Origin of the sequence: Subtercola sp. YIM 133946, assembly GCF_036553535.1 — a bacterium.
In the GTDB taxonomy this organism is placed as follows: Bacteria; Actinomycetota; Actinomycetes; order Actinomycetales; family Microbacteriaceae; genus Subtercola.
Genome location: NZ_JAZHPE010000011.1, coordinates 57,596 through 81,490, shown reverse-complemented (window position 1 = coordinate 81,490; position 23,895 = coordinate 57,596). Strand labels below are relative to the sequence as shown.

General features: G+C 70.5%; 23 protein-coding genes. 12 read left to right on the top strand and 11 right to left on the bottom strand.

Translation table 11 applies throughout. The features are described 5' to 3' along the window. Nucleotides 1-155: 155 nt before the first annotated feature. A complete protein-coding gene (locus tag V3W46_RS02745) occupies nucleotides 156-506 on the bottom strand; it encodes a VOC family protein (protein WP_331781559.1) in 351 nt (116 codons plus the stop codon). A gap of 9 nt (nucleotides 507-515) precedes the next feature. Then, a complete protein-coding gene (locus V3W46_RS02740; RefSeq protein WP_331781558.1) occupies nucleotides 516-3,947 on the bottom strand; it encodes a DUF2207 domain-containing protein in 3,432 nt (1,143 codons plus the stop codon). A 107-nt stretch (nucleotides 3,948-4,054) separates the two neighbouring features. Here V3W46_RS02740 and V3W46_RS02735 point away from each other — a divergent pair, with 107 nt between their 5' ends. Beyond that, nucleotides 4,055-5,206: an NADH:flavin oxidoreductase gene (locus V3W46_RS02735; protein ID WP_331781557.1), complete on the top strand. Its 1,152-nt coding sequence runs from the start codon at nucleotides 4,055-4,057 to the stop codon at nucleotides 5,204-5,206. 101 nt (nucleotides 5,207-5,307) lie between these two features. Here the strand turns inward: V3W46_RS02735 and V3W46_RS02730 are convergent, their stop codons facing one another. Beyond that, nucleotides 5,308-6,420, bottom strand: a complete 1,113-nt coding sequence (locus tag V3W46_RS02730) for an ATP-dependent DNA ligase (protein WP_331781556.1) — start codon at nucleotides 6,418-6,420, stop codon at nucleotides 5,308-5,310. A gap of 173 nt (nucleotides 6,421-6,593) precedes the next feature. On the opposite strand from V3W46_RS02730, the gene V3W46_RS02725 reads away from it, so the two are divergent. From V3W46_RS02725 to V3W46_RS02690, 8 genes are all read left to right on the top strand, one after another. Continuing rightward, nucleotides 6,594-7,091: a hydophilic protein gene (locus V3W46_RS02725; RefSeq protein WP_331781555.1), complete on the top strand. Its 498-nt coding sequence runs from the start codon at nucleotides 6,594-6,596 to the stop codon at nucleotides 7,089-7,091. A 30-nt stretch (nucleotides 7,092-7,121) separates the two neighbouring features. Continuing rightward, on the top strand, nucleotides 7,122-7,991 hold the full coding sequence (locus V3W46_RS02720) for an LLM class F420-dependent oxidoreductase (protein WP_331781554.1): 870 nt from the start codon (nucleotides 7,122-7,124) through the stop codon (nucleotides 7,989-7,991). 170 nt (nucleotides 7,992-8,161) lie between these two features. After that, nucleotides 8,162-8,326 carry a hypothetical protein gene (locus V3W46_RS02715; RefSeq protein ID WP_331781553.1) on the top strand — a complete coding sequence of 55 codons (165 nt, stop codon included), beginning with the start codon at nucleotides 8,162-8,164 and terminating at the stop codon, nucleotides 8,324-8,326. 18 nt (nucleotides 8,327-8,344) lie between these two features. Then, nucleotides 8,345-11,845 (top strand): helix-turn-helix transcriptional regulator, encoded by a 3,501-nt coding sequence (locus V3W46_RS02710; RefSeq protein ID WP_331781552.1) that lies wholly within the window; start codon nucleotides 8,345-8,347, stop codon nucleotides 11,843-11,845. A gap of 186 nt (nucleotides 11,846-12,031) precedes the next feature. Next, entirely contained in the window at nucleotides 12,032-12,163 is a 132-nt protein-coding gene (locus tag V3W46_RS02705) for a hypothetical protein (RefSeq protein ID WP_331781551.1), read from the top strand. Nucleotides 12,164-12,249: 86 nt separating this feature from the next. Further along, entirely contained in the window at nucleotides 12,250-12,726 is a 477-nt protein-coding gene (locus V3W46_RS02700) for a VOC family protein (protein WP_331781550.1), read from the top strand. A 3-nt stretch (nucleotides 12,727-12,729) separates the two neighbouring features. Further along, nucleotides 12,730-13,248, top strand: a complete 519-nt coding sequence (locus tag V3W46_RS02695; protein WP_331781549.1) for a mycothiol transferase — start codon at nucleotides 12,730-12,732, stop codon at nucleotides 13,246-13,248. An 83-nt stretch (nucleotides 13,249-13,331) separates the two neighbouring features. After that, entirely contained in the window at nucleotides 13,332-14,150 is an 819-nt protein-coding gene (locus tag V3W46_RS02690; RefSeq protein WP_331781548.1) for an SDR family oxidoreductase, read from the top strand. A 39-nt stretch (nucleotides 14,151-14,189) separates the two neighbouring features. Here the strand turns inward: V3W46_RS02690 and V3W46_RS02685 are convergent, their stop codons facing one another. Further along, nucleotides 14,190-15,218, bottom strand: a complete 1,029-nt coding sequence (locus V3W46_RS02685) for a hypothetical protein (RefSeq protein ID WP_331781547.1) — start codon at nucleotides 15,216-15,218, stop codon at nucleotides 14,190-14,192. 183 nt (nucleotides 15,219-15,401) lie between these two features. Between V3W46_RS02685 and V3W46_RS02680 the strand changes: the two genes are divergently transcribed. After that, entirely contained in the window at nucleotides 15,402-15,629 is a 228-nt protein-coding gene (locus V3W46_RS02680; protein ID WP_331781546.1) for a DUF3072 domain-containing protein, read from the top strand. A 125-nt stretch (nucleotides 15,630-15,754) separates the two neighbouring features. On the opposite strand, the gene V3W46_RS02675 is transcribed toward V3W46_RS02680, so the two are convergent. After that, nucleotides 15,755-16,162 (bottom strand): arsenate reductase ArsC, encoded by a 408-nt coding sequence (locus V3W46_RS02675; protein WP_331781545.1) that lies wholly within the window; start codon nucleotides 16,160-16,162, stop codon nucleotides 15,755-15,757. 175 nt (nucleotides 16,163-16,337) lie between these two features. On the opposite strand from V3W46_RS02675, the gene V3W46_RS02670 reads away from it, so the two are divergent. Next, nucleotides 16,338-16,688 (top strand): ArsR/SmtB family transcription factor, encoded by a 351-nt coding sequence (locus V3W46_RS02670; protein ID WP_331781544.1) that lies wholly within the window; start codon nucleotides 16,338-16,340, stop codon nucleotides 16,686-16,688. An 8-nt stretch (nucleotides 16,689-16,696) separates the two neighbouring features. Here the strand turns inward: V3W46_RS02670 and V3W46_RS02665 are convergent, their stop codons facing one another. From V3W46_RS02665 to V3W46_RS02655, 3 genes are all read right to left on the bottom strand, one after another. Then, entirely contained in the window at nucleotides 16,697-18,367 is a 1,671-nt protein-coding gene (locus tag V3W46_RS02665) for an FAD-dependent monooxygenase (RefSeq protein WP_331781543.1), read from the bottom strand. Between the two features lie 165 nt (nucleotides 18,368-18,532). Then, complete coding sequence (locus V3W46_RS02660; protein WP_331781542.1) at nucleotides 18,533-18,874, bottom strand: aldo/keto reductase; 342 nt, start codon at nucleotides 18,872-18,874, stop codon at nucleotides 18,533-18,535. A gap of 31 nt (nucleotides 18,875-18,905) precedes the next feature. Next, a complete protein-coding gene (locus V3W46_RS02655; protein ID WP_331781541.1) occupies nucleotides 18,906-20,225 on the bottom strand; it encodes an FAD-dependent oxidoreductase in 1,320 nt (439 codons plus the stop codon). A 96-nt stretch (nucleotides 20,226-20,321) separates the two neighbouring features. Between V3W46_RS02655 and V3W46_RS02650 the strand changes: the two genes are divergently transcribed. Then, the gene (locus V3W46_RS02650) at nucleotides 20,322-21,263 is read left to right on the top strand and encodes an NADP-dependent oxidoreductase (RefSeq protein WP_331781540.1); all 942 of its coding nucleotides are present in this window, start codon (nucleotides 20,322-20,324) and stop codon (nucleotides 21,261-21,263) included. A gap of 149 nt (nucleotides 21,264-21,412) precedes the next feature. Here the strand turns inward: V3W46_RS02650 and V3W46_RS02645 are convergent, their stop codons facing one another. The 3 genes from V3W46_RS02645 to V3W46_RS02635 all read right to left on the bottom strand — a co-directional run bounded on the left by V3W46_RS02645 (nucleotide 21,413) and on the right by V3W46_RS02635 (nucleotide 23,775). Continuing rightward, nucleotides 21,413-22,102, bottom strand: a complete 690-nt coding sequence (locus V3W46_RS02645) for an SDR family NAD(P)-dependent oxidoreductase (RefSeq protein ID WP_331781539.1) — start codon at nucleotides 22,100-22,102, stop codon at nucleotides 21,413-21,415. 210 nt (nucleotides 22,103-22,312) lie between these two features. Next, nucleotides 22,313-23,272: an NAD-dependent epimerase/dehydratase family protein gene (locus V3W46_RS02640; RefSeq protein WP_331781538.1), complete on the bottom strand. Its 960-nt coding sequence runs from the start codon at nucleotides 23,270-23,272 to the stop codon at nucleotides 22,313-22,315. After that, on the bottom strand, nucleotides 23,269-23,775 hold the full coding sequence (locus V3W46_RS02635) for a MerR family transcriptional regulator (protein ID WP_331781537.1): 507 nt from the start codon (nucleotides 23,773-23,775) through the stop codon (nucleotides 23,269-23,271). The genes V3W46_RS02640 and V3W46_RS02635 overlap by 4 nt, the downstream gene beginning before the upstream one ends. Between the last annotated feature and the right edge of the window lie 120 nt (nucleotides 23,776-23,895).

Sequence of the window (23,895 nt, the reverse complement as noted above, 5' to 3'; positions counted from 1 at the left end):
AGGCCCCTCACCCAGCCGCCCGCTCAGCGACCAGCCTGGCAGCCCGCCCAGCGACCAGCCCGGCAGCCCGCCCAGCCCGCAGCCCGGCAGCGCACTCAGCGACCAGCCCGGCAGCGCACTCAACCCTCAGCCCGGCAGCACCCGCAGCCGCCGACTCAGCCGCGCGCGGACAGCACACAGAACTCGTTGCCCTCAGGGTCGGCCAGCACCACCCACGACTTCTCGCCCTGGCCGATGTCGACACGGCGAGCGCCGAGCGCAACCAGCCGTTCGACCTCGGCGGCCTGGTCGTCGGGAACGAAGTCGAGGTGCAGCCGGTTCTTGATCGTCTTCGGCTCGGGCACGTTCAGAAACAGCAGCGTCGGGTGCGACCCGTCGGCCTGTTGCAGCTCGAGCTCGCCGTCGTACTCCCCGACGATCGGCCAGCCGAGCGCCTCGGCCCACCAGTGCCCCAGGGCACTGAAGTCGTGGCAATCGACGACGATTTCTTCAAGGTGCAGAACCATGCTCATAGGTTACGCAGTCGAGCGCTCCTTCTGCACCCGACCCGCGCGCCGGCTACGCCGAGTGAGCACCAGCCCACTCGCACACGCCAGCAATGCGGCCACCGCCGCCACCGCCAGGGGAACGAACGCCGGGTCGTCAGCGGGCATGTCGAGCGTCGCCCACACGAACAGGATGATCGTGGCGAGCGTCGCTCCGGGCGCCAACCACCACACCAGATCCCGCACGGGCCCCGCGTCGAACGCCTGGCGCCGCCGCTGTGCTCCCACCACCGTGCCGAGCACCCCGAACACGAACCCGAGCGCTCCCAGCGAGAGGATCACGATCGTCGGCAGCGCCCCCTCCACCTCGACCGCCTGCAGTGCCTGCGCCGAGGGCCCGGCGAAGGTTTCGGCCGGGAAGTCGGCGCTCGCGCCCACATCATCGACGGTGACGTCGAACGGCCAGCTGCCGTACGGGTTCTGCGCGAGGTCGAGCACGTGGCGCTGGGTGCCCCCGCCCGCGTCGCTCGACTCGGTGGCGCCGTCGTCGTCGCCCGATGCGCCACCGCCCGCGCCCGCTGTGGTGCCGGTCGGAGTGCCGGTCGCCTCGCCCGCCGAGGTGGCGGTCGCCGCGTCGGTGGCGGTGCCGGCCGCAGGGCTCGCCGCCGCAGCCTCGAGACTGCCGAACGGCACCACAGACGCAGTCCAGTCGCGTGCGCTGTCGCTGTCGGTGTCGAGCGAGATCCACCCCGCCCGCGTGGCCAGACCGGCGAGCTCGTCTGACAGCACGAATTCCATGCGCAGCGGCTTCGGTGCCGGGTCGTCGCCCCACTGGGAGTCGTACTGCCAGCCGTCGAGCAACGCGGCCCACCGCACCCGGTCGACCGTGCCGCCGCCGACACCCGCGCTGCCGTTTCCCGCGCCGTCACCGGCATTCGCATCGTCGCCCGAATGCGTGCCACCGCCGGCACCCGACGACGCCGCAGCCGCCACCGCCGCCGACTCGAGCGAGTACGACACGACCACCGCATGGCTGCCCGTCACCACGTCGGCGAGCTCTGTGCGCATGAGCTGCGTCGCCGACCCCTGCTGCTCCGGCTGCTGCTCCACCGCGAACGGCACCGCCGCCCCGTCGAGCGTCACAGAGGTCACCACCAGTCCGAGGTTCTGGCCGTTCAGCTCGCTCGGCCACTGCTGCGCGAACTGCGGCACCTGCGACGAGTCGTCAGAGAACGAGACCGTCAGCGTCTCGGTGACGTCGACTTTCGCGTGCCGGTCTGCCGTGCGGATGAGGGTGGCCACGGCATCCATCGACTGCACCTTCGTATCGAGGGTGCCGGCGACGTCGCCCGAATACGCGATGTAGTCGTTCGAGCGTGCAGACGGGTCGGGCAGCAGCGCCGCCGCGGCGATTGCCCCCGCCACGAACACGATCGCCAACGCCCGGATGAGCAGCCGCGGCCAGGTCAGGAACGACCCGGTGCGCCATCTCGTCGAGGCCCCCGGTTCGCCGAGCTCGGTCTCGATGAGAGCGACCGTCTTCTCGCCGGCATCCCGGGCCGGTGCCAGCAGCACGGCGTAGGGCAGCACGCGCTCGCTGGCGACGCCCCGGTCGAGCAGCTGCGTGCGCTCGGCGTTGGCCCCGATGCCCTGCAGGTACTGCTTCACGAGCGCTCCGCGGCGGGTGAGCGGCCGTGCCGTCAGGGCGATGGTCAGCACGACGGCGGCGATCACGGTCGACACGATGACGAACGCGACCGGCCACCACACCACGGCGAGCTTCGCCTGGTGTGACAGCTGCCGCACGAGCCCCCACTGCACGAGCGTCAGGGCAATGGATGCCGCAATGAAGAAGTCACGAACGAACCCCCGCGGCACCCGTCGCAGCCCCTGCGCCTGCTGTGCCCGGCGCTCGGGCGCGGTGAGGTAGCGCGACAGCGCTCTCGGCCGGTCGCCGATGCGCCCGGTGCGCCGCGCCACCTTCGCGGCGGCCACGAGCCGGTCGTGCCTGCGGCCGGCCGCGGCACCCGAGGCGCGCTTGGGGCGCGCTCCGTGCGTGCCTTCGGAGCCGCGCGTGCCGCCCACGCCACGCGTGCCACCCATGCCACGCGTGCCGCCGGCCCCCGTCGAGTCGGCCGAACCCGTGCCCGCGCCGAGCCCGCCCGAGCCGGCCTGCGCGTCTGCGAGCGCCCCGGCGAGCTCGAACGCCTGCGCCGACCGGATGATCTGCGCCGCCATGCGCGCCGTGACGTCTTTCGGCGGGTCGAACTGCGCCACGAACCACGGCCGCCCCCGCGCGTCGCTCCACGCCACCGCGCGGGCCGCCAGCGCCAGCAGCAGCGCGCCGGCGAGCAGCGCGAGCGGAGCCAACGGCCCCCACACCTGAACCCAGTACAGTGCCGTGGGCGCCGGCATCGTGAAGGTGCCGGGCTCGAAGCTCAGCGTGAACCACGCCTCCGCGTGCGGCGGAATGTTCTGGTCGTTCGTGAACCGGTACGTGACGTCGTCGGAGTTCGACGCATCCGCCCCCGCGGCGCCCGCCCCGGCGGCGCCCGCGCCTGCGGCTCCGGTGCCGGACCCTGCCGGCTCCGGGCTCAGCCACTCGCCCGAGCTGAGCAGCGTCCACGCGAGGCTGCCACGCGGCTGCCGCACCAGCCGGTCGTTCAGCTCCTTCGGTATGGTCACCCGAACGTCGAGCCCGGCCAGGCCCTGCGGCCACGACGGCCCGAACACGTTCCATTCGAGCAGGTCGACGTTCCGCCCCGTCGCGTCGTCGGTGGTCGAGTAGGCGAGGTTAGCCAGGTCGTACTGCAGCACGAACTGGTGGTCGCCGCTCAGCCGCCTGGGGCCGTCGATCGTGAGCGTCTGCTGGTCGGCCGTCTGCGTGCTCCCGACCTCGACACTCGCCCCGTCGATCGTCGCCGCGATGTTCGACGGATGCAGCGCATGCGACTGGTACTGCGTCGCGAGCACGCGCTGGATGCCCGACTCATCGGTGCCGGCCGGAAGGTTCGCACTGATGTTCTCTGTCACGTGCGCCGTCAGCGCCCCCTGGGGCGTACGTGTGATCTGGTAGTCGACCGCGAACTCGCGGGCGATCCACCGGTCGGTGACGGTCGAGGCCGACTGGGTGATGTCATCGAGGGTGAGCGGCGGATTGATGATCGGCCCGACCAGCAGAATCACTCCGCCGAGTGCCACCAGCCCCCAGAAGAACCGCAGCCCGAATCGCAGGCCGCGGCCGCCGTGCGACCGCAGCCACGCCTCGAGGTCGAGCAGCCACCGTGAGAGCACCACCCACAGCCGGGAGTGGTGCGGTGCCGGCGCCGGTATGCGCTCTGACGCTTCGGCCTCTGCCCGGTAGTAGCCGGCATCGGTGGGGGAGTCGTGGTCGTCGTCGCCCGTGCCCTCACCGGTGCCGTCGCCCGTGCCGTTCGGATCGTGCGGAGGATCGGCGGTCACAGCACGAGCTTACCCAACCCGGCACGACCCATCGAAGCCGCCGACGCGCAGCCTCCGAGAACGCCGTGGCCGGGAATCTTCGCCGTCGCCGGCCGGTTCGACCCACCATGACCACAACCGACTCCGCCGCGGGCACCGACGTGCTCACCCAGACCCTTCTCGACGACGCCGACCCCGCCGAACTGTTCACGCCGTTCCACTCGGGCGCCCTCACGCTGTCGAACCGGTTCGTCATGGCGCCGATGACCCGCGCCCAGTCGCCGAACGGCGTGCCGGGCGACGACGTGGCGCAGTACTACGCGCGCAGGGCACCGCACCTCGGGCTGATCGTCACCGAGGGCACGTACATCGATCATCCGTCTGCCGGCTCGAGCGACCGTGTTCCCACCTTCTACGGCGACGACGCGCTCGCCGGCTGGACGAGGGTGGTCGACGCCGTGCACGCGGTCGGCGGCCGCATCTTTCCGCAGCTCTGGCATCTCGGTGTCACCCGCTCAGAGAACGCGCCGCTGAACCCCGACGCCCCCATCGTGAGCCCGTCGGGCCTCTCGGCGAACGGCAACCCGCGTGGCGAGACGGCCACTGCGAAAGACATCGACGACATCGTCGCGTCGTTCGTTCGGGCGGCAGTGGATGCCCAGCGGCTCGGCTTCGACGGCGTCGAGCTGCACGGGGCACACGGCTACCTGCTCGACCAGTTCTTCTGGTCGGCTACGAACCGCCGCTCAGACCGGTTCGGTGGCGAGACCTCGGGCCGAACACGGCTTGCGGCCGAGGTGGTCGAGGCGATCCGCGCCGAGGTCGGCCCCGACTACCCGATCGACTTTCGGTTCTCGCAGTGGAAGGGCGGCCACTACGACGCCCGCATCGCCGACACGGCGGCCGAGCTCGACGAGATCCTCACTCCGCTGGTCGACGCCGGTGTGACGCTGCTGCACGCCTCGACCCGCCGCTACTGGCTGCCCGAGTTCGACGGCTCCGACCGCACGCTCGCCGGCTGGACCAAGCACCTCACCGGCCTGCCCACCATCGCCCTCGGCTCCATCGGCGTTCCCGGCGCCTTCATGGACTCCTCCAACGAGGCGCAGCCGACGCTGTCGATGGCCCCGCTCGTCGAGCTGTTCGAGCGCGGTGAGTTCGACCTCGTCGCCCTCGGCCGCTCGGTTCTCTCCGACCCCGAGTTCACCCGAAAGCTGCGCGAGAACCGCCTCGCCGACATCCGCGCCTACGCCAAGGAGCACGAGACGACCCTCTACTGACTCTCGGTCGCTCTCCGGCCGTCGTCGCTCTGCCGTCGTCGCTCTGCAGCCGCCGCTCTGCAGCCGCACCTCACCGTGGCCGACGGCGGCCGGGCAGCAGGTCAGACGAGAATCTGGGAGAGGTCGTAGGCGACCGGGAGGTCGAGCTGCTCGAAGGTGCACGAGCGCGGATCGCGATCGGGGCGCCAGCGGTCGAACTGCACCGTGTGCCTGAACCGCGACCCCTCCATCTGGTCGTAGCGCACCTCGACGACCTTCTCGGGCCGCAGCTTCACGAACGAGACGTCTTTCGATCCCGAGAACCGGCTGCGGTCGGTCTCGCCCTTCACGGCGTCGCCCGCGTCGTCGCGCTCGACGTACGGCTCGAGTTCGTCGATCAGCTCGAGTCGTCGCGCGTTGCTGAACGCCGACGCCCCGCCCACCCCGCGCAGCTCGCCGTCGGTGTCGTAGAGCCCGAGCAGCAGCGAGCCCACGCCCTGGCCGCTGGTGTGCATCCGGTAGCCCAGCACCACGGCGTCGGCCGTGCGGTGGTGCTTCGTCTTCAGCATGACGCGCTTGTTGGGCGCGTACGCCGCCGCGAGCGGCTTGGCGACCACTCCGTCAAGGCCCGCGCCCTCGAACTCGGTCAGCCACCGCCTCGCCAGGTCGACGTCGGTCGTGCGCTGGCTGAGGTAGAGGGGATGCCCGACCCCCGCCATCAGCGCCTCGAGTGCGTCTCGGCGCTCGCCGAACGGGCGCTCGAGCAGGCTCTCGTCGCCCACTCCGAGCAGGTCGAACGCGACGAACATCGCGGGAGTCTCGGCGGCGAGCTTCGTGACCCGGCTCGCGGCGGGGTGGATGCGCTGGCTCAGCGCCTCCCAGTCGAGCCGGGCGCTGCCGGTGTCGCCGCGCTGCACCACGATCTCGCCGTCGAGCACGCAGGGCCCCGGCAGCAGCCGCGCGAAGGCGTCGACCAGCTCGGGAAAGTAGCGCGTGAGCATCTTCGAGCCGCGGCTGCCGATCTCGACCGATCCAGAGTCGGCCGTGCCCGTGCTGCCCGCGCCCGAGTCGTCGTCGGCCGCGTCACTTGCGCCGCCGTCGAAGTAGACGATGGCGCGAAAGCCGTCCCATTTGGGCTCGTAGCTGAGCCCCCCGGCCACCGAGTCGGGCAGTGGAACGGCGTCGACGGCCTTGGCGAGCATGGGCGCGATGGGCTGTGAGGCGGTGGGGAGCATGCTTCGATCATCCCGCAGCATGGCTGTTTCGCCCAGTGGCTGCTCGTACAATCGTTGAGGCGACCGGAAACCCGTACGGTCGCCGCTGCGTGATGCGAGAGGTCTGACGACGAATGGCTAGTGGGGCTGCAACCAAGTGCCCGATCTGTGGGCGCGCTGTCGGAGTGGGGCTGGTGTCGCAGACGCTGATTCAGCACGAGAACAAGAACGGCGAGCGCTGCGAGGGCACCGGCATGGCTCCGGTCGTGCGGGCCGAGCCCGCGTCGCGGGGCGGTGCGCGATCGGGCGGCTCGGGGGGCAGCGGCATGTCGAGCCGGTCGGGCGCGGCGGGTTCGGGCGGTGCGGCAGGGTCGTCGTCGCGTTCGGCGTCGGGGCGGGCATCCGCATCGGCCTCGCCGGCCGTCAAACGCGGTGTCACGGTGCGCCGGGTCGAGGTCGACCAGAACCGTCTGCGCGAACGCGAGGAGAAGCAGGAGCGCCTGCGTCTCGAACGGGAGGCACGGGCGCGTGCGCGCAACGAGTTCTATCAGGTCGAGGTGAGCGTGCCGATCGACGACGAGGCCGAGAGCGTGCCGCTAGACGAGCCCGAGACCAGCGTCGAGCCCCCGCACGCAGACGAGGCCGAGACCAGCGTCGAGCCCGCCCCTGCAGACGAGCCCGACACGGCCTGAGCACCACACCCACGGTCGTAGAGTGAAGCCATGAGACTCGGCATCCACTTCATGAACTTCACGCTTCCGGGCGGCGCCGCTGCGCTCGCCCCCACCCTGGCCAAGACGGCGGAGGCGGCCGACCAGGGTGGTGCCTCGCTCTTCACCCTGATGGACCACTACTTTCAGATGGAGCAGTTCGCCACCTCGTACGACCCGATGCTCGAGGGGTACACCTCGCTCGGCTACGTCGCCGCGAAGACGTCGAACGTGCGGCTCGGGCTGCTCGTCACCGGCGTGACCTACCGGCACCCGGGGCTGCTCGCCAAGATCGTCACCACGCTCGACGTGCTCTCGGAGGGCCGCGCGGTTCTCGGCATCGGTGCCGCCTGGTATGAGCGCGAGCACCTCGGCCTCGGCGTGCCCTACCCCGCGCTGGGTGAGCGGTTCGGGCGACTGGAGGAGACCATCCAGATCTGCCGCCAGATGTGGAGCGACGACGACGGGTCGTACGACGGCGAGTACTACCACCTCGCCGAGACGATCAACTCGCCGCAGCCGATTCAGAAGCCCGGCCCGCCGGTGCTCATCGGCGGTGGCGGCGAGAAGAAGACGCTGAAGCTGGTCGCCCAGTACGGCGATGCCTGCAACCTGTTCGCCACCGACGTGGCGGGTATCACGCACAAGCTCGACGTGCTGAAAGCGCACTGCGACGAGGTGGGTCGCGACTACTCCACCATCGAGAAGACACTGCTGGTGAACAACACCCTGTTCGCCGACACCGACGCCTTTCTGTCGTCGATGGAGGAGTACGCGGCCATCGGCATCGACCTGGTGTCGACGGCCGTGCCCGCCCCTGACCCGGCGGGCTGGGTGGCCGAGATGACCGAGCGCATCGTGCCGCGGTTGTCGCAGGTCTGAGTCGGCGGCGTTCTGCTGCGGGCGCGGTGAGCGGGCCGGTGCTGCCCACCCAGTGAGCGGCCGGTGCTGCCGACCCGCTGAGATAGGGCATCTGCCTCATGCCGCCCCCCTGCCTTAGGGCGCATCGTCAGGGTTGTCAGACAGAGACCACTCAGACGAAAGGCATCCTGATGCAGTACTCAGCAGAATCGTTCCTGCAGCTCCACCACGTCAGCGAAGACGAGTTCATGCGTGAACTCGAGTACCGCCGGCTCGTGCGTGAGCGCATCGACGAGCGTCGTGCGGCCGGCCGCGAACCCGGCCACGGCCGGCACTTCTTCTGGTCGCACGACTGAGCCGCGGGGCACCGGGCCGTGTCGGCCGTCGAGGCACCGGATGCCCTCCCCACTGTCATCCGCTCGTGGCACGATGAGGGCATGCCGATGGTGACCAGTGAGCTGCTCGTGGGTCGAGAGAACGACCTCGAGCAGCTCACTGCTGCGCTCGACGAGGTGCTGGCCGGTTCGACGCGTACCGTGCTGCTCGGGGGCGAGGCGGGTATCGGCAAGACGCGCCTGGTCGACGAGTTCCTGCGTGGCGCGACCGGCGACGGCGCGGGGCTCACGGAGGTCGACGGTTCGGGCGCGGCGGGCGGGTATCGCGCCGCAGCCGGTTCGCGCGCAGCGGGCGGGTCTCGCGCCGCAGCCGGTTCGCGCGCCCCAGGCGTGTCTGGCGCGGCAGACCGGTCGGGTAGCCCCGGCGCTCGCAGCGCTGTGCGGCTGCCGCGACCCCTCGTCGCACGCGGCCAGTGCATCGACCTCGACCGAGACGCTCCGCCCTACGCGCCGCTCGTCTCGGTACTGCGGACGCTGCTCACCCAGCTCGGCCCCGACCGGGTCATCGCGGCCTCGGGCAGCGGCCGCAACGCCCTGACGGTGCTGCTGCCTGAGCTGTCTGACGAGGCCGACCCCGCGCCCACCTCGCGCCGCGACGGCGCCGAGCGGCTGTTCGAGGCGGTGGCGGCGGTCATCGAGGGCGTGGCGTGCGGCGTCGACACGGTCGCAGCCGGCAGCCGTGCTCGCGCCGGCTCGACAGGCGGCGAGGGCATGCCCGGCGACGGTCTCGCGGGCGACGGCCGGGGCGTCGAGGGCGTGCACGGCGACGGTCTCGCGGGCGACGGCCGGGGCGGGCATCCGCTCATCGTGATCGTCGAAGACGTGCACTGGGCCGACCAGGCCACGCTGCAGGTGCTGCGGTTTCTCGTGCGCATTCTCGAGAACGCGCCGGTGCTGTTCGTGTTCACCTACCGCAGCGACGAGGTCGGTCGAGGCAGCGGACTGCACGCCTGGCTGCCCGAACTCGATCGCAATCGCCGGGTGGTTCGGCGGGAGCTGTCGCGGCTCACCCGGCGGCAGGTGCGCGAGCTGGCGGCCGACATCCACGGCTCGGCGCTCGACGCGCGCGACGCCGACGTGATCTTCGAGCGCACCGATGGCGTGCCGTTCTTCGTCGAAGAGCTGGTCGGCTGCGAGACGTTCGTCGGTGCCGACAGCTTTCCCGAGACCCTGCGTGGCATTCTGCTCGCCCGCTACGAGCTGCTCGGTGACGGCGCCCAGCGCCTGGTGCGGCTCATCGCTGCCGGGGGAGTGCGCGTCGACCACGAGCTGCTCGCCGCCGTCTGCGACACCGAGGCCGACGCGCTCGACGCCGCCGTTCGCGAGGCCATGGCCGCCGGCGTGCTGGTCGTCGACGACACGTCGTACGCCTTTCGTCACGCGCTGGTGCGCGAGGCCGTGCACGAGCAGCTGCTGCCGGGTGAGCGGGTGCGGTTCCACACCCGCTACGCCGAGGCGCTGTCGACCTCGGCAGACCCGGGCGCCGCCAGCTCCATGTCGTACCACTGGATGCTCGCGCACAACTGGTCGCAGGCCTTCGCCTCGTCGCTCGCCGCCTTCCGCGAGGCGCGCGGCTCGTACGCGTACCTCGCCGCCGCAAGCATGGGGGAGCGGGCGCTCGAGCTCTGGTGCGAGGTGCCCTCGGCCGAAGAGGTCGCGGGCTGCAGCCGGGTCGAGCTGCTCGCAGAGACGTCGTACATCCTGCGCAACGCCGGCGAGAGCGAACGCGCGATCGCGCTGATCGACGAGGCACTCGCAGAGTCACCGCCGGGCGAGCATCCCGAGCAGTACGCACGCATGCTGCGCGACAAGGCGTCGTACCTGGCGAACGTCGGGCAGGTCGGCTCGATCGCGCTGCTGCGCGAGGCGCTCGACGTCATCCATCTTCGGCCGCGCAGCGTGCTGCGGGCCAATATCCTCGGCGAGCTGGCCGCGCGGCTGATGCTCGAGGCGCGCTTCGACGAGGCGATCACGACGGCCGACCGGGCCTTCGCCGAGGCCTCGGCCGTGGAGTCGTCGGCTCGTATGTCGGTGGCGGCGAACATCCGCGGCATCTCGAAGTTCGGCTCGGGCCAGATCGACGATGGTCTGGCCGACCTCGAGCTCGCCGGCCGTCTGGCGATCGGCAACGACTCGGCGCGGCTGCGGTTCTCGGTGAACCAGTCAGACGCGTTCACGCTGCTGGGGCGCTTCGACGACGCCATCGCGACCGCCGAGGAGGGCGCCGAACGCGCGCGGGAGCGCGGCGTAGAACGCACGTCGGGCATCATGCTGGTGTCGAACGTGATCGGCCCGCTGTTCTCGCTCGGCCAGAGCGCCAAGGCCGACGACCTGCTCGACCGTGCCCTCGAACTCGACCCGCCCATCGGTTTCAGCGCCCACCTGCAGCGCCTCAAGCTGCAGTCGGTGCTGTGGTCGGGCGACACGGCCGAGGCCGAGCGCCTGCTGCGGGCCTGGCGGTCGGGCCTGCGGCTGCAGCTGCGTATCGACGCCCAATCGCGGCTCGGGTTCGCGCTCGTCGCCGGCGAGATCGCCCTGGCCCGCGGCGACGTGCGCCAGGCCTGGGCCGAGGTGTCGGCGCTGCTGGCCCCCGAGCACCGCTCGTTCCCGGCCTACGATCTCCCCCTGCTCGCCGCGGCCGCCCACGTGCTGGCGACCGCCCGCACCACGGGCCTGCAGCTGGCCCCGCCGGCGTCGAGTGCCTCGGGCGGGGGCGGAGCGATGTCGACGAGCGCCTCGGGCGGGGCCGAAGCGATGTCGGCGAGCGCCTCGGGCAGGTTGATCGAAGCGGCACTGCGCCGCGTGCTCGCCGACTCGGCGGCGTGGCCCACGGCCGGCGCGTTCGCTGCGCTGTTCGAGGCCGAGCTCGGCGGGGTGCGCGGCACCGGCACAGATGCACAGCTCTGGCTGGCTGCGGTCGCGGAGTGTGAGGCGCCCACCACGCCCGCGCAACTGCGGCCCTACGCGATGGCCCGCGCGGCCGAGGCCTTCGCCAACGCCGCCGACCGGGCATCCGCCCGCGAATGGTCAGCCAGAGCGCGCGCCGCCGCCGGGCCCATCGGGCTCGGCATCGTCGTCGACCGCGTCACCGAGCTCGAGCGTCGTGTCGGCGTGATCGCCAGCGCGTCGAGCGCTGCGTCGAGCACGACTTCTGGTGCCGCCGCCGGCACGACCGGCGCGACTCTCCTGGCTGGTGCGACCGCTCAAACCGGCAGGAGCGGTGTGACCGGTACCACCGCTCCGACCGGCGGGAGCGACGCGAGGGGGGCTGTCGCCGATGCGGGCTCGGCCGAGGCGCTGCTCACCGACCGCGAACGCCAGGTGCTCGACCTCGTCGAGCAGGGCCTCAGCAACCGCCAGATCGCCGACCAACTCTTCATCAGCGTCAAGACCGCCAGCGTGCACGTCTCGAACATTCTGCGCAAGACCGGCGCGACCACTCGCACCGAGGCGGCCCACTGGGCCCGCAGCCCCAGCTGACTCCAGCACCCGCCCCGCCGGCCGCCCAGCACTGAGGCGCCTTAGACGGCCAGACGGATGCCCGCCGCATCGGCCTGCAACATACGTCGATCGCCCGATTCACCCCGCCCGCCTCACAGACGAGTCTCTTCACATCGGCGCAGACCGCGCCGACAGACACCACCGAAGCAGACCCCGGAGGCCCTCATGCTCTTCCTCATCTTCATTCTCGTTCTTGCCGCGGCCGCGATCGTCGCCACCTTCGTCGAGGTGCGCACCGACGGCTATCGCCCGGTCGCCACCCGCCCTGGCACCCCGACCGACGACCGTCGCCGCTGAGGCCTCTGGCGGCCGGGCACCCGGGTGGCTAGCCTGATGACGGGGCGCAGCCACCCATGCCCCACCCGCCCCACCAAGGAGTCCCGATGCAAGCGATCAGCCCTTTTCTCTGGTTCGACACCCAGGCCGAAGAGGCGGCGAACTTCTACGTCGGCATCTTTCCCAACTCGAGCATCCAGAGCGTCTCTCGGTACCCTGAGGGCTCACCGTCACCCGGTAGCCCGCTCGGCGTCAGCTTCACCCTCGACGGTCTCGAGTTCCAGGCGCTGAACGCGGGCCCGCAGTTCCACTTCACCGAAGCCATCTCGTTCTTCGTGCAGGCCGAGACGCAGGAGAAGATCGACTACCTCTGGAACGCCCTCACCGCCGACGGCGGCGAAGAGAGCATGTGCGGCTGGCTGAAAGACCGGTTCGGACTGTCGTGGCAGATCGTTCCCCCGGTGCTCGGCGAGCTGCTCTCCGACCCCGACCCCGACCGGGCGTCGCGCACGATGCAGGCCATGCTGCAGATGAAGAAACTCGACATCGCCGGCCTGCAGGCCGCGGCAGACGGGAAGGCCTGACCCGTGGCATCCGCGATCGACATTCTCACCGACTCGTTCGAGCGTGTCTCCGGGTCACTGCACCGCGTGCTCGACGGCCTCGACGACGACCAGCTCACCGGCCGAATCGACCCCGAGGCGAACACCATCGGGTGGCTCGTCTGGCATCTCACGCGGGGTCAGGATGCCCAGATCAGCGATGTCGCCGGCACCCCGCAGCTCTGGCTCGAAGACGGCTGGGTCGACCGCTTCGACCTGCCCTTCGCGGCGAACGCCACCGGATACGCCCAATCGGCCGACGAGGTCGGCCAGGTCGCCGGCGTCTCGGCGACGTTGCTCGCCGACTACTTCGACGCGGTTCACGCCCGCACCCTGGCGTACATCGCCTCACTGAGCGACGGCGACCTCGATCGTGTGGTCGACACGAACTGGGATCCACCGGTCACGCTCGCCGCACGGCTCGTCAGCGTCGTGAACGACGACGTGCAGCATGTGGGCCAGGCGGCGTTCGTCAAGGGTGTGCTCGCACGTTCGCAGAAGTGATCTCCGGGCATCCGATCGGCGTAGCCTGAGAAGTACGGTCGCCCTTGTGGCGGCCGAATCTGTGGTCTGCGAAGGGAATGCACATGAAGGTCTGGTTCATCACTGGTACGTCTCGCGGCTTCGGCCGTGAATGGGCCGAAGCGGCTCTCGAGCGGGGTGACAAGGTCGCCGCGACCGCGCGCAACACCGACACGCTGAGCGACCTGGTCGAGAAGTACGGCGACGCGATTCTGCCCATCGAGCTCGACGTCACCGACCACGACGCAGCGTTCGCGGCGGTCGCGAACGCTCACGAGAAGTTCGGCCGGCTCGACGTGATCATCAACAACGCCGGCTACGGCCACTTCGGCTTCATCGAAGAGATCACCGAGCAGGAAGCGCGAGCCCAGATCGAGACGAACCTGTTCGGAGCGCTGTGGGTGACGCAGGCGGCCCTGCCGCTGCTGCGCGAGCAGGGCGGCGGCCACATCATCCAGGTGTCGTCGATCGGCGGCATCTCTGCCTTCCCGCTCGTGGGCATCTACCACGCGTCGAAGTGGGCGCTGGAAGGGTTCTCGCAGGCACTCGCGCAGGAGGTGGCGGGGTTCGGCATCCACATCACTCTCATCGAGCCCGGTGGATTCGACACCGACTGGAGCGGTTCGTCGTCGTCGCGGTCGGAGGAGCTGCCCGCCTACGCCGAGACCCACAAGGCGGTCGCCGAGGCGCGCAAGACCCGAACGGGCAACCCCGGCGACCCGGCCGCCAGCGCGGGGGTGGTGCTCAAGCTGGTCGACCTCGATGAGCCGCCGCTGCGCATCTTCTTCGGAACCAGCCCGATCACCATCGCGAAGGCCGACTATGCCGGTCGCATCGAGACCTGGGAACAGTACAACGATTGGTCGGTCGAAGCCCAAGGCTGACGCTCGTGTCTCGGTGATCGCGCTCTGATCAGCGGCCGCTCAGTGGCCCGAGCAGTCGACCCCGCTCTGCGGCTGGGGTGAGAGCACGTCGATCACCGAGACAGACCACCAGGTGTGTATGTCGTTGCACAGCTGAATCGACGTGATGTCGCCGGCCGAGATGAACTGTGCCGCGCCTGACGGGTCGGGCACGAACATGCCGCGCGCGCCCTGCAACAGCACGAAGCCGGGTTCAGGGTCGGAGCCATTGATCGACACCAGCTCGAGTGGTGCGAACCGAATCGGCTGGGTGAGCAACGTCAGACCAAACAGAGCGATGAAGCCGATCACACCGGCGAACGCGAGGCGGCTGACCGACTTCGTGCGCGGCTCGCGAATCTGCGCCGAGCGGTGGTTCCAGTCGTCGGCGATGTCGGCGAGAACCCTCGGCTCGGGCGGGGGCTCGATCGCCTGCTCGGCTGCGCTGACCGGCGGTGCCGTGGCGGGGGCGATGATTCTCAGCATGGCGCGCCCCTCGGCCCACAGCAGGTGCAGGCCGCTGTCGACCGGCGGTTCGGGGGTGAGCAGCACGTCGGTGACATTCGCCCGGGTCACCTGCACGGGTGGCTGCCGCCTGCTGCGCAGAACGACGATGCTGATCACGATGAATACCACGATCAGGGCGACGATGATCAGCCACGGCGTCGTGTATGCCAGCACCACGGTGAGCAGAACGAGGGCGGCTGACCCGACGATGCGCGTCCATCGGTTGTAGTCGCGGTCGAAGACCAGCGGCATCAGAACGACCATCACGCCCAGGATGATGTACACGACCACGTTGAGCAGCACGATGACGGCGATGGCCCCGAACGTCAGGTTCTGCGTGACCGCCACGGCGAGCCCCACGTCACCGCGCACTTGCACGAACAGATTGATCGTGATCACCAGCAGACTGATCATCGACAGTCGCGCGAGCGCATGCCGAATGAAGGTGTCTCGCACCTGGGCGTGCCCCTGCGCCTCCGTGGCGAGGTCTCGGTTGCCGCTCTTGCGGGCACCCCACCGCCGTCGCCCCGAATCGTGCTGCATCTGGCCCCCTCTGCCGACGACGCACCCCCCCGGCGGATGCCCGTGGCTCAACGGTAGGGCATGACGCCGCTGCGGGCCATCACCCAGCAGGCGATCGGCGGCAGTCCCGGCCGAGCGCTTCAACGTGGCGCCGCGAAACACAACCCCTGTCGTCACCGAGCGTCGCGTCCTAGCGTTGTTCTCATGACAGACATGCTCGGTGCAAGCTCCGACGAACCCACCAACCCCGCCTCGAAAGACCCCTCCGACTGGGTCACCGGCGACGAGCCGATGACCGCGGCCCAGCGCAGCTACCTCGACACGCTCGCCCGTGAGGCCGGCGAGGAGATTCCCGCCGATATCACCAAGGCAGAGGCGTCGGAGCAGATCGATCGCCTGCAGGAGAAGACGGGCCGCGGGCAGTCCTCCTGACCTGCCTTTGCGGCTGACGTGCTGTCGTCGCTGACCTGCTCTCGCGGCTGACCTGCTCGCGAAGTTGAGCTGCTGTCGTCGCTGACCGGGCCTCGGGGCTCACCCGATCCCGACGCGGCCCCGCTCTAGTGGTCGGCGTCGAGCTCGGCGAGCAGCCGCTCCACGCGCGATCTGATGTCGTCGCGAATGGGTCGCACCTCGTCGAGCGGCTTTCCGGCGGGGTCGGTCAACGACCAGTCTTCGTAGCGTCTGCCGGGAAACACCGGGCAGGCGTCGCCGCAACCCATCGTGATGACCACGTCAGAGGCCCGAACATCCGCAGATTTCAGGATGCTCGGAACCTCGTCTGCGATGTCGATGCCCTCCTCGGCCATCGCTGCCACGGCCGTCGGGTTGAGCGCAACGCCCGGTTCGGAGCCGCCCGACAGCACGCGCACGCGACCTCCGCTCAGCTGCCGCATGTACCCCGCGGCCATCTGCGAGCGACCGGCGTTGTGTACGCAGACGAACAGCACGGTGGGGGAGTCGCTCATCGAGTCTCTTTCTCAGCAGCAGTCAGCTGCGCAGCCGGCAAGACACTCCGGCGGGCACACGGACGGGTCGCAACAATCATCCATCACAGATCTCCTCTCAACATCGACGGCTGTCGATGCAGACAGTCTGCGATTAAACATCGACGCCTGTCAATGTTTGTGGCATCATCGGTGCATGCCCACCGCCCAGCTCATCCCGCTGCGCGACCTCCAGTCGTGCTGCGCTCCGCTCACCCGGGCCGCCATCTCGCAGCAGAACGCCGAATCGCTGGCACGGTCGCTGAAGGCGCTGGCCGACCCGGCCCGCCTCCGCCTGCTCTCGATGGTCGCCGCCCACGAAGACAGTGAGGCGTGTGTCTGCGACCTCACCGACCCCCTCGGTCTGTCGCAGCCCACCGTCTCGCATCACCTCAAGGTGCTGGTCGACGCCGGCTACCTCTCGGTCACAAAGCGCGGCACCTGGCACTACTACCGCCTCGTCGAAGGCGCTCTCTCCTCGGCCGCCAACCTGCTCGCCGCCGTCTGACCGACCCGTCACGCAGGGCTGAACCACCGCTCCAGGGCCGGCCGTAGCCCGGCGCTCGTCTCCGACCCGACCCACGCCACGTAGCCGTCGGGCCGGATGAGCACACCGCTCGGCGCGTCGACCACGCCGACCTCCGGCAACTCCCACACGCCGTCGTACCGTGCCTGTACCGTGCGCACACGGTCGGCCCAGGGCAGCACCGCGTCGTCTGGCACCGTGGCTTTGAAGTCGAGCAGCACCGGACGCGCCTCGTGCAGCAGCTCGAAGGTCTGCACGGCGTCGCCCTCGACGAGCAGCGGTAGATCGGGCATCCGTCGCCCCACCAGCGGATGCTCGCCCCGACCGTCGCCGACCCACCCGGCCGCGCCCCCATCGGCCGGCCCGGCACCACCCCCGAAGTCGTAGCGCACCCCGAGGCCCGAGAGCCGCGCCCCGAAGCGCCGGCGTGCCGCGTCGAGCGACAGCAACTCAGAGACCGCCTCGGCCACGGCCACCGACCGCTCATCCGACCGCCGCAGCCCCACCTGCGCCAGCGTGTCGCGCAGAACCTGCGCCGCCACCGGCCGCCGCTCGGCCTCGTAAGTGTCGAGCAGTGCCGCCGGCGAGATTCCGCGAACCACCTGCGCCAGTTTCCAGCCCACATTCGTGGCGTCCTGCACCCCGATATTGAGCCCCTGCCCGCCCGCCGGGTAGTGCACGTGCGCCGCGTCGCCGGCGATCAGGATGCGCCCCACCCGGTACGCTCCCGCCTGCCGCGCGGCGTCGGTGAACCGGGAGATCCAGGTGGGGGAGTGCACCCCGAAATCGGTTCCCCACACCGCGGTCATCGCCGCGCTGAGATCGCCCAGCGTCGGCTCGGCCGCGCCCTGCTTCAGCTCGCTCTCGGTCACCACCACGCGGATGGTCTCGGAATCGCCGCCGATGCGCCCGATGCCGTGGCTGCCGTCACCGTGTCTGCGCATGCCCCACTCGGGCTCGACCCCGTACTCGACCTCGGCGACCAGGTTGCTCACGGTGGCGTCCCAGCCCTCGAACCCGATGCCGGCGGCTCTGCGCACCACGCTGCGCCCGCCATCGCACCCCACGACGTACTGCGCCCGTATGGTGCTTTTGTCGCTCGCCGAGGCAGAGCCGGTGGTCTTGTCGCTCGCCGACGCCGATCCGGTGATCTCGTGCCCCGCGCCGCCCGCCGCCGCGAGGCCGTCACCCGCGCGACCCATCGTCGCGGGGCCGCCGCCCGCGCCGCCCGCCGCCGGATGCCCGCCCGCCACCCGCACGGTGACCCCCGCCTCATCCTGATCGACCCCGACGACCTCGCAGCCGTACTGGGGCGTCACCCCGAGCTCGCCGATCCACTCGGCGAGGATTGTCTCGATGCGGTTCTGCCACAGCCCCAACCCGTACGGATGCCGCGTCGGAAAGTCGCTGATGTCGAGCGTCACCTCGCCGAACCGCTGCACCTGCGCCGTCGTTCCGGCCGCCAGAAACCGGTCGGCGATGCCACGCTGGTCGAACTCCTCGATCGTGCGCGCCTGCAACCCGCCGGCCCGCGACCCCACCAGCGCCTGGCTGGGCCGCCGTTCCAGCAGCATCACCGTCACGCCGGCGAGCGCCAGCTCACCGGCGAGCACCATCCCCACCGGCCCCGCCCCCACGACGACCACTTCACACTCACGCACGCCGACCCCGCCTCCAGGCCCTGACTGAACCCGCAGGGTAGTCTGCGCCCCTCAGGGGGTCTTGCGGCAAGCCCCGCCCCGCCCGATATCCTGATCACGGCAGGCAACCCCATCCTGAGCACCGCAGGCGACACCATCCTTGTCTCGGCAGGAATACCTTCGTGGTCACCTCAGGTGACACCCCGTGATCTGAGGCGAACGCCGCCGCAGCCGCACGTCGAGCAGCGCAGGCGGCACGTACGCCTGGTCGAGCGTTCCCACGTCGGTGCCGGGCGCGCTGATTTCGTCGATACGGTCGAGCACGTCGTCTGACAGCACCGTGTCGACCCCGTTCAGCAGGTCGTCGAGCTGCGCCATGGTGCGTGCCCCGAGCAGTGCGCTCGACACCGCCGGGTGCGGCGTCGCGAACGCCATCGCCAGGTGCGGCATCGACAGCCCCGCCTCGGCGGCGAGCGTCACGAGCTGCTCCACCGCATCGAGTCGTCGGGCATCCGTGAATGATGTCAAGAACTTCGCCCGAATCACGTCGGTGCTCTCTTCATCGACGGGCTGGCCGTGCCACCACCCGCAGCCGCTCGGGCCTGAACCCGTACCCCACCAACCGCGCCGCGACGGGGCGGATGACCGGCAGCAGCACGCGAAGCACCGCCCGCTCGACCGCTGTCGGCGGATTGTGCAGCACCCGAAGGCCGGCGCCCGTGCCGAGCACTCGGTGCACGCCGCGCTGCATCCTCTGCATCAGCGCGGTGGGGCGCTCTCGGCGTCGCTGCACCGCACGCGCGGCGGCGTCGATCGCGCGGGGCATACCACCTGCACCGAGCACCGGAATCAGCCGGTTCGCGGTGGCCACGGCATCCTGAACCGCGTAGTTGATGCCCACACCGAACACCGGCGACATCGCGTGCGCCGCGTCTCCGATACACAGGGCGCCCGGAACCGACCACGACTCGAGCCGGTCGAGCTGCACCGCGAGCAGCTTGATCTGGCTCCAGTCGGTGAGACCCTCGGCCACCTGCGCGAGCCGGGGCGACGCGCTCGCCACCCGCGCCCGAAAGGCTGCGAGCCCCTCGCGCCGCAGCGTCTCGAACGACCCCTTCTCAATCAGCAGCCCGCACTGCAGGTACTCGGGCCGCGGAATCGTGATCAGAATCGCGGATGCCCCCAGGTACCCCAGCGTGTCGGGCACCCCCTGGGGCGGCCGGTCGAGCCGGAACCACGCCACGTCGACCGGCACCCCGTACTGCTGCGCGGGCAGGCCGAGCGATCGCCGCACCGTCGAGTCGCGGCCGTCGGCGGCGACGGTCAGGTCGGCCTCGACGCGCAGCGTGGACCCGTCTGCTGCGCGGGCCAGCGCCCCCACCACTCGGCCGTCGCCCGGGCGCCGCAACACATCGACGACCTCGACGCCCATGCGCAGGTCGAAGTGCGGCGAGGTGGAGGCCTCGGCAGCGAGCAGGTCGAGCAGATCCCACTGCGGCATCAGCGTGACCTGCCGGTTGGGTCGCGGCAGGCTCGAGAAGTCGATCGCGTGGACGCGCACGCCGTTGACCACGACATCCAGCTTCGGCAACGGGGTGTGCGGAATTGCGTCGAACGCCGCGCGCAGCCCGAGCTGGTCGATCAGGTTCAGGGTCGACGGATGCACGGTGTCGCCCCTGAAGTCGCGGAAGAAGTCCGCGTGCTTTTCGAGCACCACCACATCGATGCCCGCCCGCGCAAGCAGCAGGCCGAGCATCACGCCGGCCGGACCGCCGCCCGCGATGCAGACGCGTGTCGCGATGACTGCCGCCGCGTCATCCCGCGTGTCCTCCTGCGCTGCGTCGCTCTGCGCCTCGTCGCCCTGCGCCCCGTCGCCCATGCCACGATTCTGCCGCCCCGGGCCGCCGCACACCAGCCTCGGGTCTGGCTTTCGCGCCCGCTTGGGGCCACAGTGGAATGCGTCGAAGGAGACCCCATGACCGAACAGATGAGAGCCCTGCGCGCCGAGCGCCGGGGCGGCCCCGAGCAGCTCACGATCGACACGATCGCGGTGCCGAGCCCGGGCCCCGGCGAGACCCTGATCGAGGTGCACGCCGCCGCCATCACCTTCGCCGAACTGACGTGGGACGAAACGTGGATGCACACCCCGGCCATCCCGGGCCACGAGTTCTCGGGCGTGGTCGCCGACGTGGCCGACGACGTCACCGACGTCTCTGTCGGCGATGAGGTGTTCGGCCTGATCCGTTTCGAGCTGCAGGGAGCCGCGGCGGACTACGTCGTCGTGCCCGCCGCCGACCTCGCCCGCAAGCCGACCCGGCTCAGCCACGCCGAGACAGCAGTCCTGCCGCTGGCCGCCCTCACCGCCTGGCAGGCACTCTTCGACGTCGCGCACGTCTCGGCGGGCGACCGCGTTCTCGTGCACGGCGGGGCCGGCGGCGTCGGAATCTTCGCCGTTCAGCTCGCCAGACTCGCCGGTGCGACCGTCACGACCACTGTTCGCGGCGACGGTGTCGCCCTGGCGAGCACCCTCGGCGCCGATCACATCATCGACACCGACACCGCCGACTTCACCGCCGACTTCGCCGCCGCCGGCAGGCGTTTCGACGTCGTCATCGACACCATCGGCGGCGACACCCTGCACCGCTCCTTCGACGTGATCGTCGAGGGCGGCCGCCTCGTCACCCTGCAGGAGCCACCCGACCAGGCGCGTGCCAGCAGTCTCGGCATCACCGCCACCTTCTTCATCGTCGCCCCCGACGTGACCGAGCTGAATTACCTCGCCGGCCTCGCCGACCGGGCAGAGCTCACCGTCGTTCTCGCTGCCACCTTCCCGCTCGGGGAGGGCCGCGCCGCCTTCGAGAGTGGCCGAGGCACCCACCGTCCCCCCGGCAAGACGGTGCTCCTCGTGCGCCCCTGAATCCGCCCTTCCTCCCAGGAAAAAGATGAGCGTGTGTCATCTGCCGGTAGGGTCTCTTCGTGACGGTGTCGAACCTTCCCGCAGCCATCGGCCCAACGCGGCTTGTAACCCAGCTGCTGCACCTCGGTAGTGCGTGACTGCCGCGGCGCTCACTCCGTCAGGCGCACCCGGGTGGTGTCGCGCTGCTCGGCCATCGACCACAGCCGGTCGGCGATGCGGGCCGGGTCGATCGCACCGGGGCTCTCCGTCGCGGTGCCGGCGACCGAGCCGGCGATGGTCACCTCGCCCACGTAGATGTCGAACTCGCGCAGGCGCTCGGCGAGCAGCCCGACCAGTTTCGACTTGGCCGCGTTCTGCAGCGCGACGCCGTCGCCCCCGAGAAAGACCGACACCCTGTCGAGCTCGCTGGTGTTCTCGCCCAGGGCGCCGTTAGCGACCAGGATCGACGCGCCCGGAGCCGCCTTCAGATCGTCGAGCACCTCGTGAACGCAGGCCAGCAGCCCGGTCACGCCGATGTCGAAGACACCCTCGATGTCTTCGGGTCGGGCCTCGAGCACGTTGCCGACCTCCGTGCCGCGAAACGCCGTCCAGAGCACGGCCGTGATGGGCCCGAGGTCGGCCCGGATGCGCCCCACTGCCTTGCGAAGTGCCGCCGGATCGCCGGCGTCGGCCGTCTGCCCCGCCGCCGTCGTGCCGTCTGCCGCGAAACGGTCGACCGCATCCGCCAGTTTGTCCGCATCGCGCGCCACGAGACCGAGGCTGTAGCCGGCGCCCGCGTACCGATTCGCGACGGCCTGCGAGATTCCCGGGCCGTACCCGACGATCAACAAAACGCTCATGATCACACCCATCCCCAGCGCCTGTGAGGCGCTGGCCTCACACGGAGAATACTCCCACCGGCCGGTCACCCACAGGGTCTCCCGGGGGTGGGGGTATGGATGCCCGCCCACACCCCCGGGCCGGCCCGGCCCCGCTCAGGCCAGCCCGGCCCCCCAGGCAGACCGGGCCCGCTCAAGCCAGGCCGCCCCGCTCAGGCCAGGCCGCCCCGCTCAGGCCAGCCCGAGCTCCCGCAGGCTCTCGGCCGTCTCCACGATCGTGTCGACCGCCGGTCGCGGGCGAAACCCGAGCTCCGCCTTCGCCCGCTCGTTGTGGATCACCAGCGGCGCGGGCTCCTCTCCCGGCAGCTCCTCCGTGGGCACCCGCTCGGCGACCGCGCCGAGCCGGTCGCGCAGTACCTGCGCCACCTCCAGGAAGGTCAGGGTCGGCCCATCGGCCAGCGCCAGGTACCGTTTTCCGGCAGCCTCCGGCGTGTTCATCGCCGCGATGTGCACCGACGAGACGTCGCGCACATCGGCGATGCCGAACCGCTGCCGGGGTACCTGCGTCAGGGCACCGCTGAGCATGCCTGTGAAGAACTGGAGGGATGATCGGGCATCCGTCGTCAGCGTGGGCCCCGCGATCCACGTCGGATTGATCACCACGAGTTCGGTGTCGCCGCCCTCGCTCTCGATGAAGTGCCACGCGGCGCGTTCGGCGACGGCCTTCGACAAGGGGTAAGCGGCGAGCCCGGGCGTCGAGGGATCGGTCCAGTCGCTCTCGTCGTAGTCGCGAACCGGCTTGGGGGAGTATCCGATGGCGGCGAACGACGACGTCAGAACCACGCGGGGCACCCCGGCATCCCGAGCCGCGCGCAGCACCCGCAAGGCTCCGTCGCGGGCCGGCACCACGACCTCGTCGACGTTCGCCGACTGGATCATCGGCGACGCGACGTGGTACACCCCGTCGACGCCGGCGGCAGCGGATGCCCAGCCCTCGTCTTCGGTGAGGCTCGCGTAGGCCACCTCGAGCCCGCTGTCGTCGGCTCCCGCACGTCGCAGTGCCTCGCGCATGGCGGGCTCGCCGGCGGCACTGCGCAGCGTGGTGCGCACCTCGGCGTCGCCCAGCAGCAGGTCGGCGATGAGTCGTGTGCCCAGGTAGCCGTTTCCGCCCGTCACCAGCACCCTGCTCATGACAGCACCGCCTCGAGCGCGTCGTCGGTTGCCGCGACCCGGGGCGGCCGGCTCGGGTCGAGCACCGCCTCGAGGTCGCCGAGCATCGCGTTCACACGGTCGCTCGCCTCGGCTTCGGCCTGCGCGTCGTCGCGGTCGCGGGCATCCCACAGCCTCGCCTTCGCCTCGAGATAGTTCAGGTGCACGTGCAGCGTGGCGATCTCGCGTTCGATGCGCCGGGCGTGCTTCGTGAGCAGGTCGCGCTGTTGTCCGGCCATCGAGCGGCCGATCCTGCGGTTCGCCTGGTAGGTGCGCATGTCTTCGATGCCGACACCCATCGCGCGCAGGCAGGCCAGGGCCTGCAGGTTGTCGATATCGTCTTCGCGGTAGCGGCGGTGCCCGCTGCGCTCGTCGCGGGCGATCGGGCCGATGAGCCCGACCTCTTCGTAGTAGCGCAGGGTGGGCTCGCTGAGCCTGGTGCGCTGGGATGCATCCTGGATGGTCATCAGGGTCACTGTCGTCATATCGGTATCTGAACACACTTCAAGCGCTTGAGGTCAAGCGCAGTTCGCGCGAGTATCGCGCGGGTTTCGGCCGGGTGCTAAAGTTTCTGCGATCGTGACGAGTCGACGGGAGGTGAACCC

What these genes read in the sequence shown, in the direction of transcription:
- V3W46_RS02705 (WP_331781551.1), top strand. Translation starts at nt 12,032, where the DNA reads ATGCTCTTCCTCATCTTCATTCTCGTTCTTGCCGCGGCCGCGATCGTC.
- V3W46_RS02670 (WP_331781544.1), top strand. Translation starts at nt 16,338, where the DNA reads ATGCCCACCGCCCAGCTCATCCCGCTGCGCGACCTCCAGTCGTGCTGC.
- V3W46_RS02715 (WP_331781553.1), top strand. Translation starts at nt 8,162, where the DNA reads ATGCAGTACTCAGCAGAATCGTTCCTGCAGCTCCACCACGTCAGCGAA.
- V3W46_RS02680 (WP_331781546.1), top strand. Translation starts at nt 15,402, where the DNA reads ATGACAGACATGCTCGGTGCAAGCTCCGACGAACCCACCAACCCCGCC.
- V3W46_RS02650 (WP_331781540.1), top strand. Translation starts at nt 20,322, where the DNA reads ATGACCGAACAGATGAGAGCCCTGCGCGCCGAGCGCCGGGGCGGCCCC.
- V3W46_RS02690 (WP_331781548.1), top strand. Translation starts at nt 13,332, where the DNA reads ATGAAGGTCTGGTTCATCACTGGTACGTCTCGCGGCTTCGGCCGTGAA.
- V3W46_RS02645 (WP_331781539.1), bottom strand. Translation starts at nt 22,102, where the DNA reads ATGAGCGTTTTGTTGATCGTCGGGTACGGCCCGGGAATCTCGCAGGCC.
- V3W46_RS02700 (WP_331781550.1), top strand. Translation starts at nt 12,250, where the DNA reads ATGCAAGCGATCAGCCCTTTTCTCTGGTTCGACACCCAGGCCGAAGAG.
- V3W46_RS02720 (WP_331781554.1), top strand. Translation starts at nt 7,122, where the DNA reads ATGAGACTCGGCATCCACTTCATGAACTTCACGCTTCCGGGCGGCGCC.
- V3W46_RS02730 (WP_331781556.1), bottom strand. Translation starts at nt 6,420, where the DNA reads ATGCTCCCCACCGCCTCACAGCCCATCGCGCCCATGCTCGCCAAGGCC.
- V3W46_RS02675 (WP_331781545.1), bottom strand. Translation starts at nt 16,162, where the DNA reads ATGAGCGACTCCCCCACCGTGCTGTTCGTCTGCGTACACAACGCCGGT.
- V3W46_RS02735 (WP_331781557.1), top strand. Translation starts at nt 4,055, where the DNA reads ATGACCACAACCGACTCCGCCGCGGGCACCGACGTGCTCACCCAGACC.
- V3W46_RS02685 (WP_331781547.1), bottom strand. Translation starts at nt 15,218, where the DNA reads ATGCAGCACGATTCGGGGCGACGGCGGTGGGGTGCCCGCAAGAGCGGC.
- V3W46_RS02655 (WP_331781541.1), bottom strand. Translation starts at nt 20,225, where the DNA reads ATGGGCGACGGGGCGCAGGGCGACGAGGCGCAGAGCGACGCAGCGCAG.
- V3W46_RS02635 (WP_331781537.1), bottom strand. Translation starts at nt 23,775, where the DNA reads ATGACGACAGTGACCCTGATGACCATCCAGGATGCATCCCAGCGCACC.
- V3W46_RS02640 (WP_331781538.1), bottom strand. Translation starts at nt 23,272, where the DNA reads ATGAGCAGGGTGCTGGTGACGGGCGGAAACGGCTACCTGGGCACACGA.
- V3W46_RS02745 (WP_331781559.1), bottom strand. Translation starts at nt 506, where the DNA reads ATGGTTCTGCACCTTGAAGAAATCGTCGTCGATTGCCACGACTTCAGT.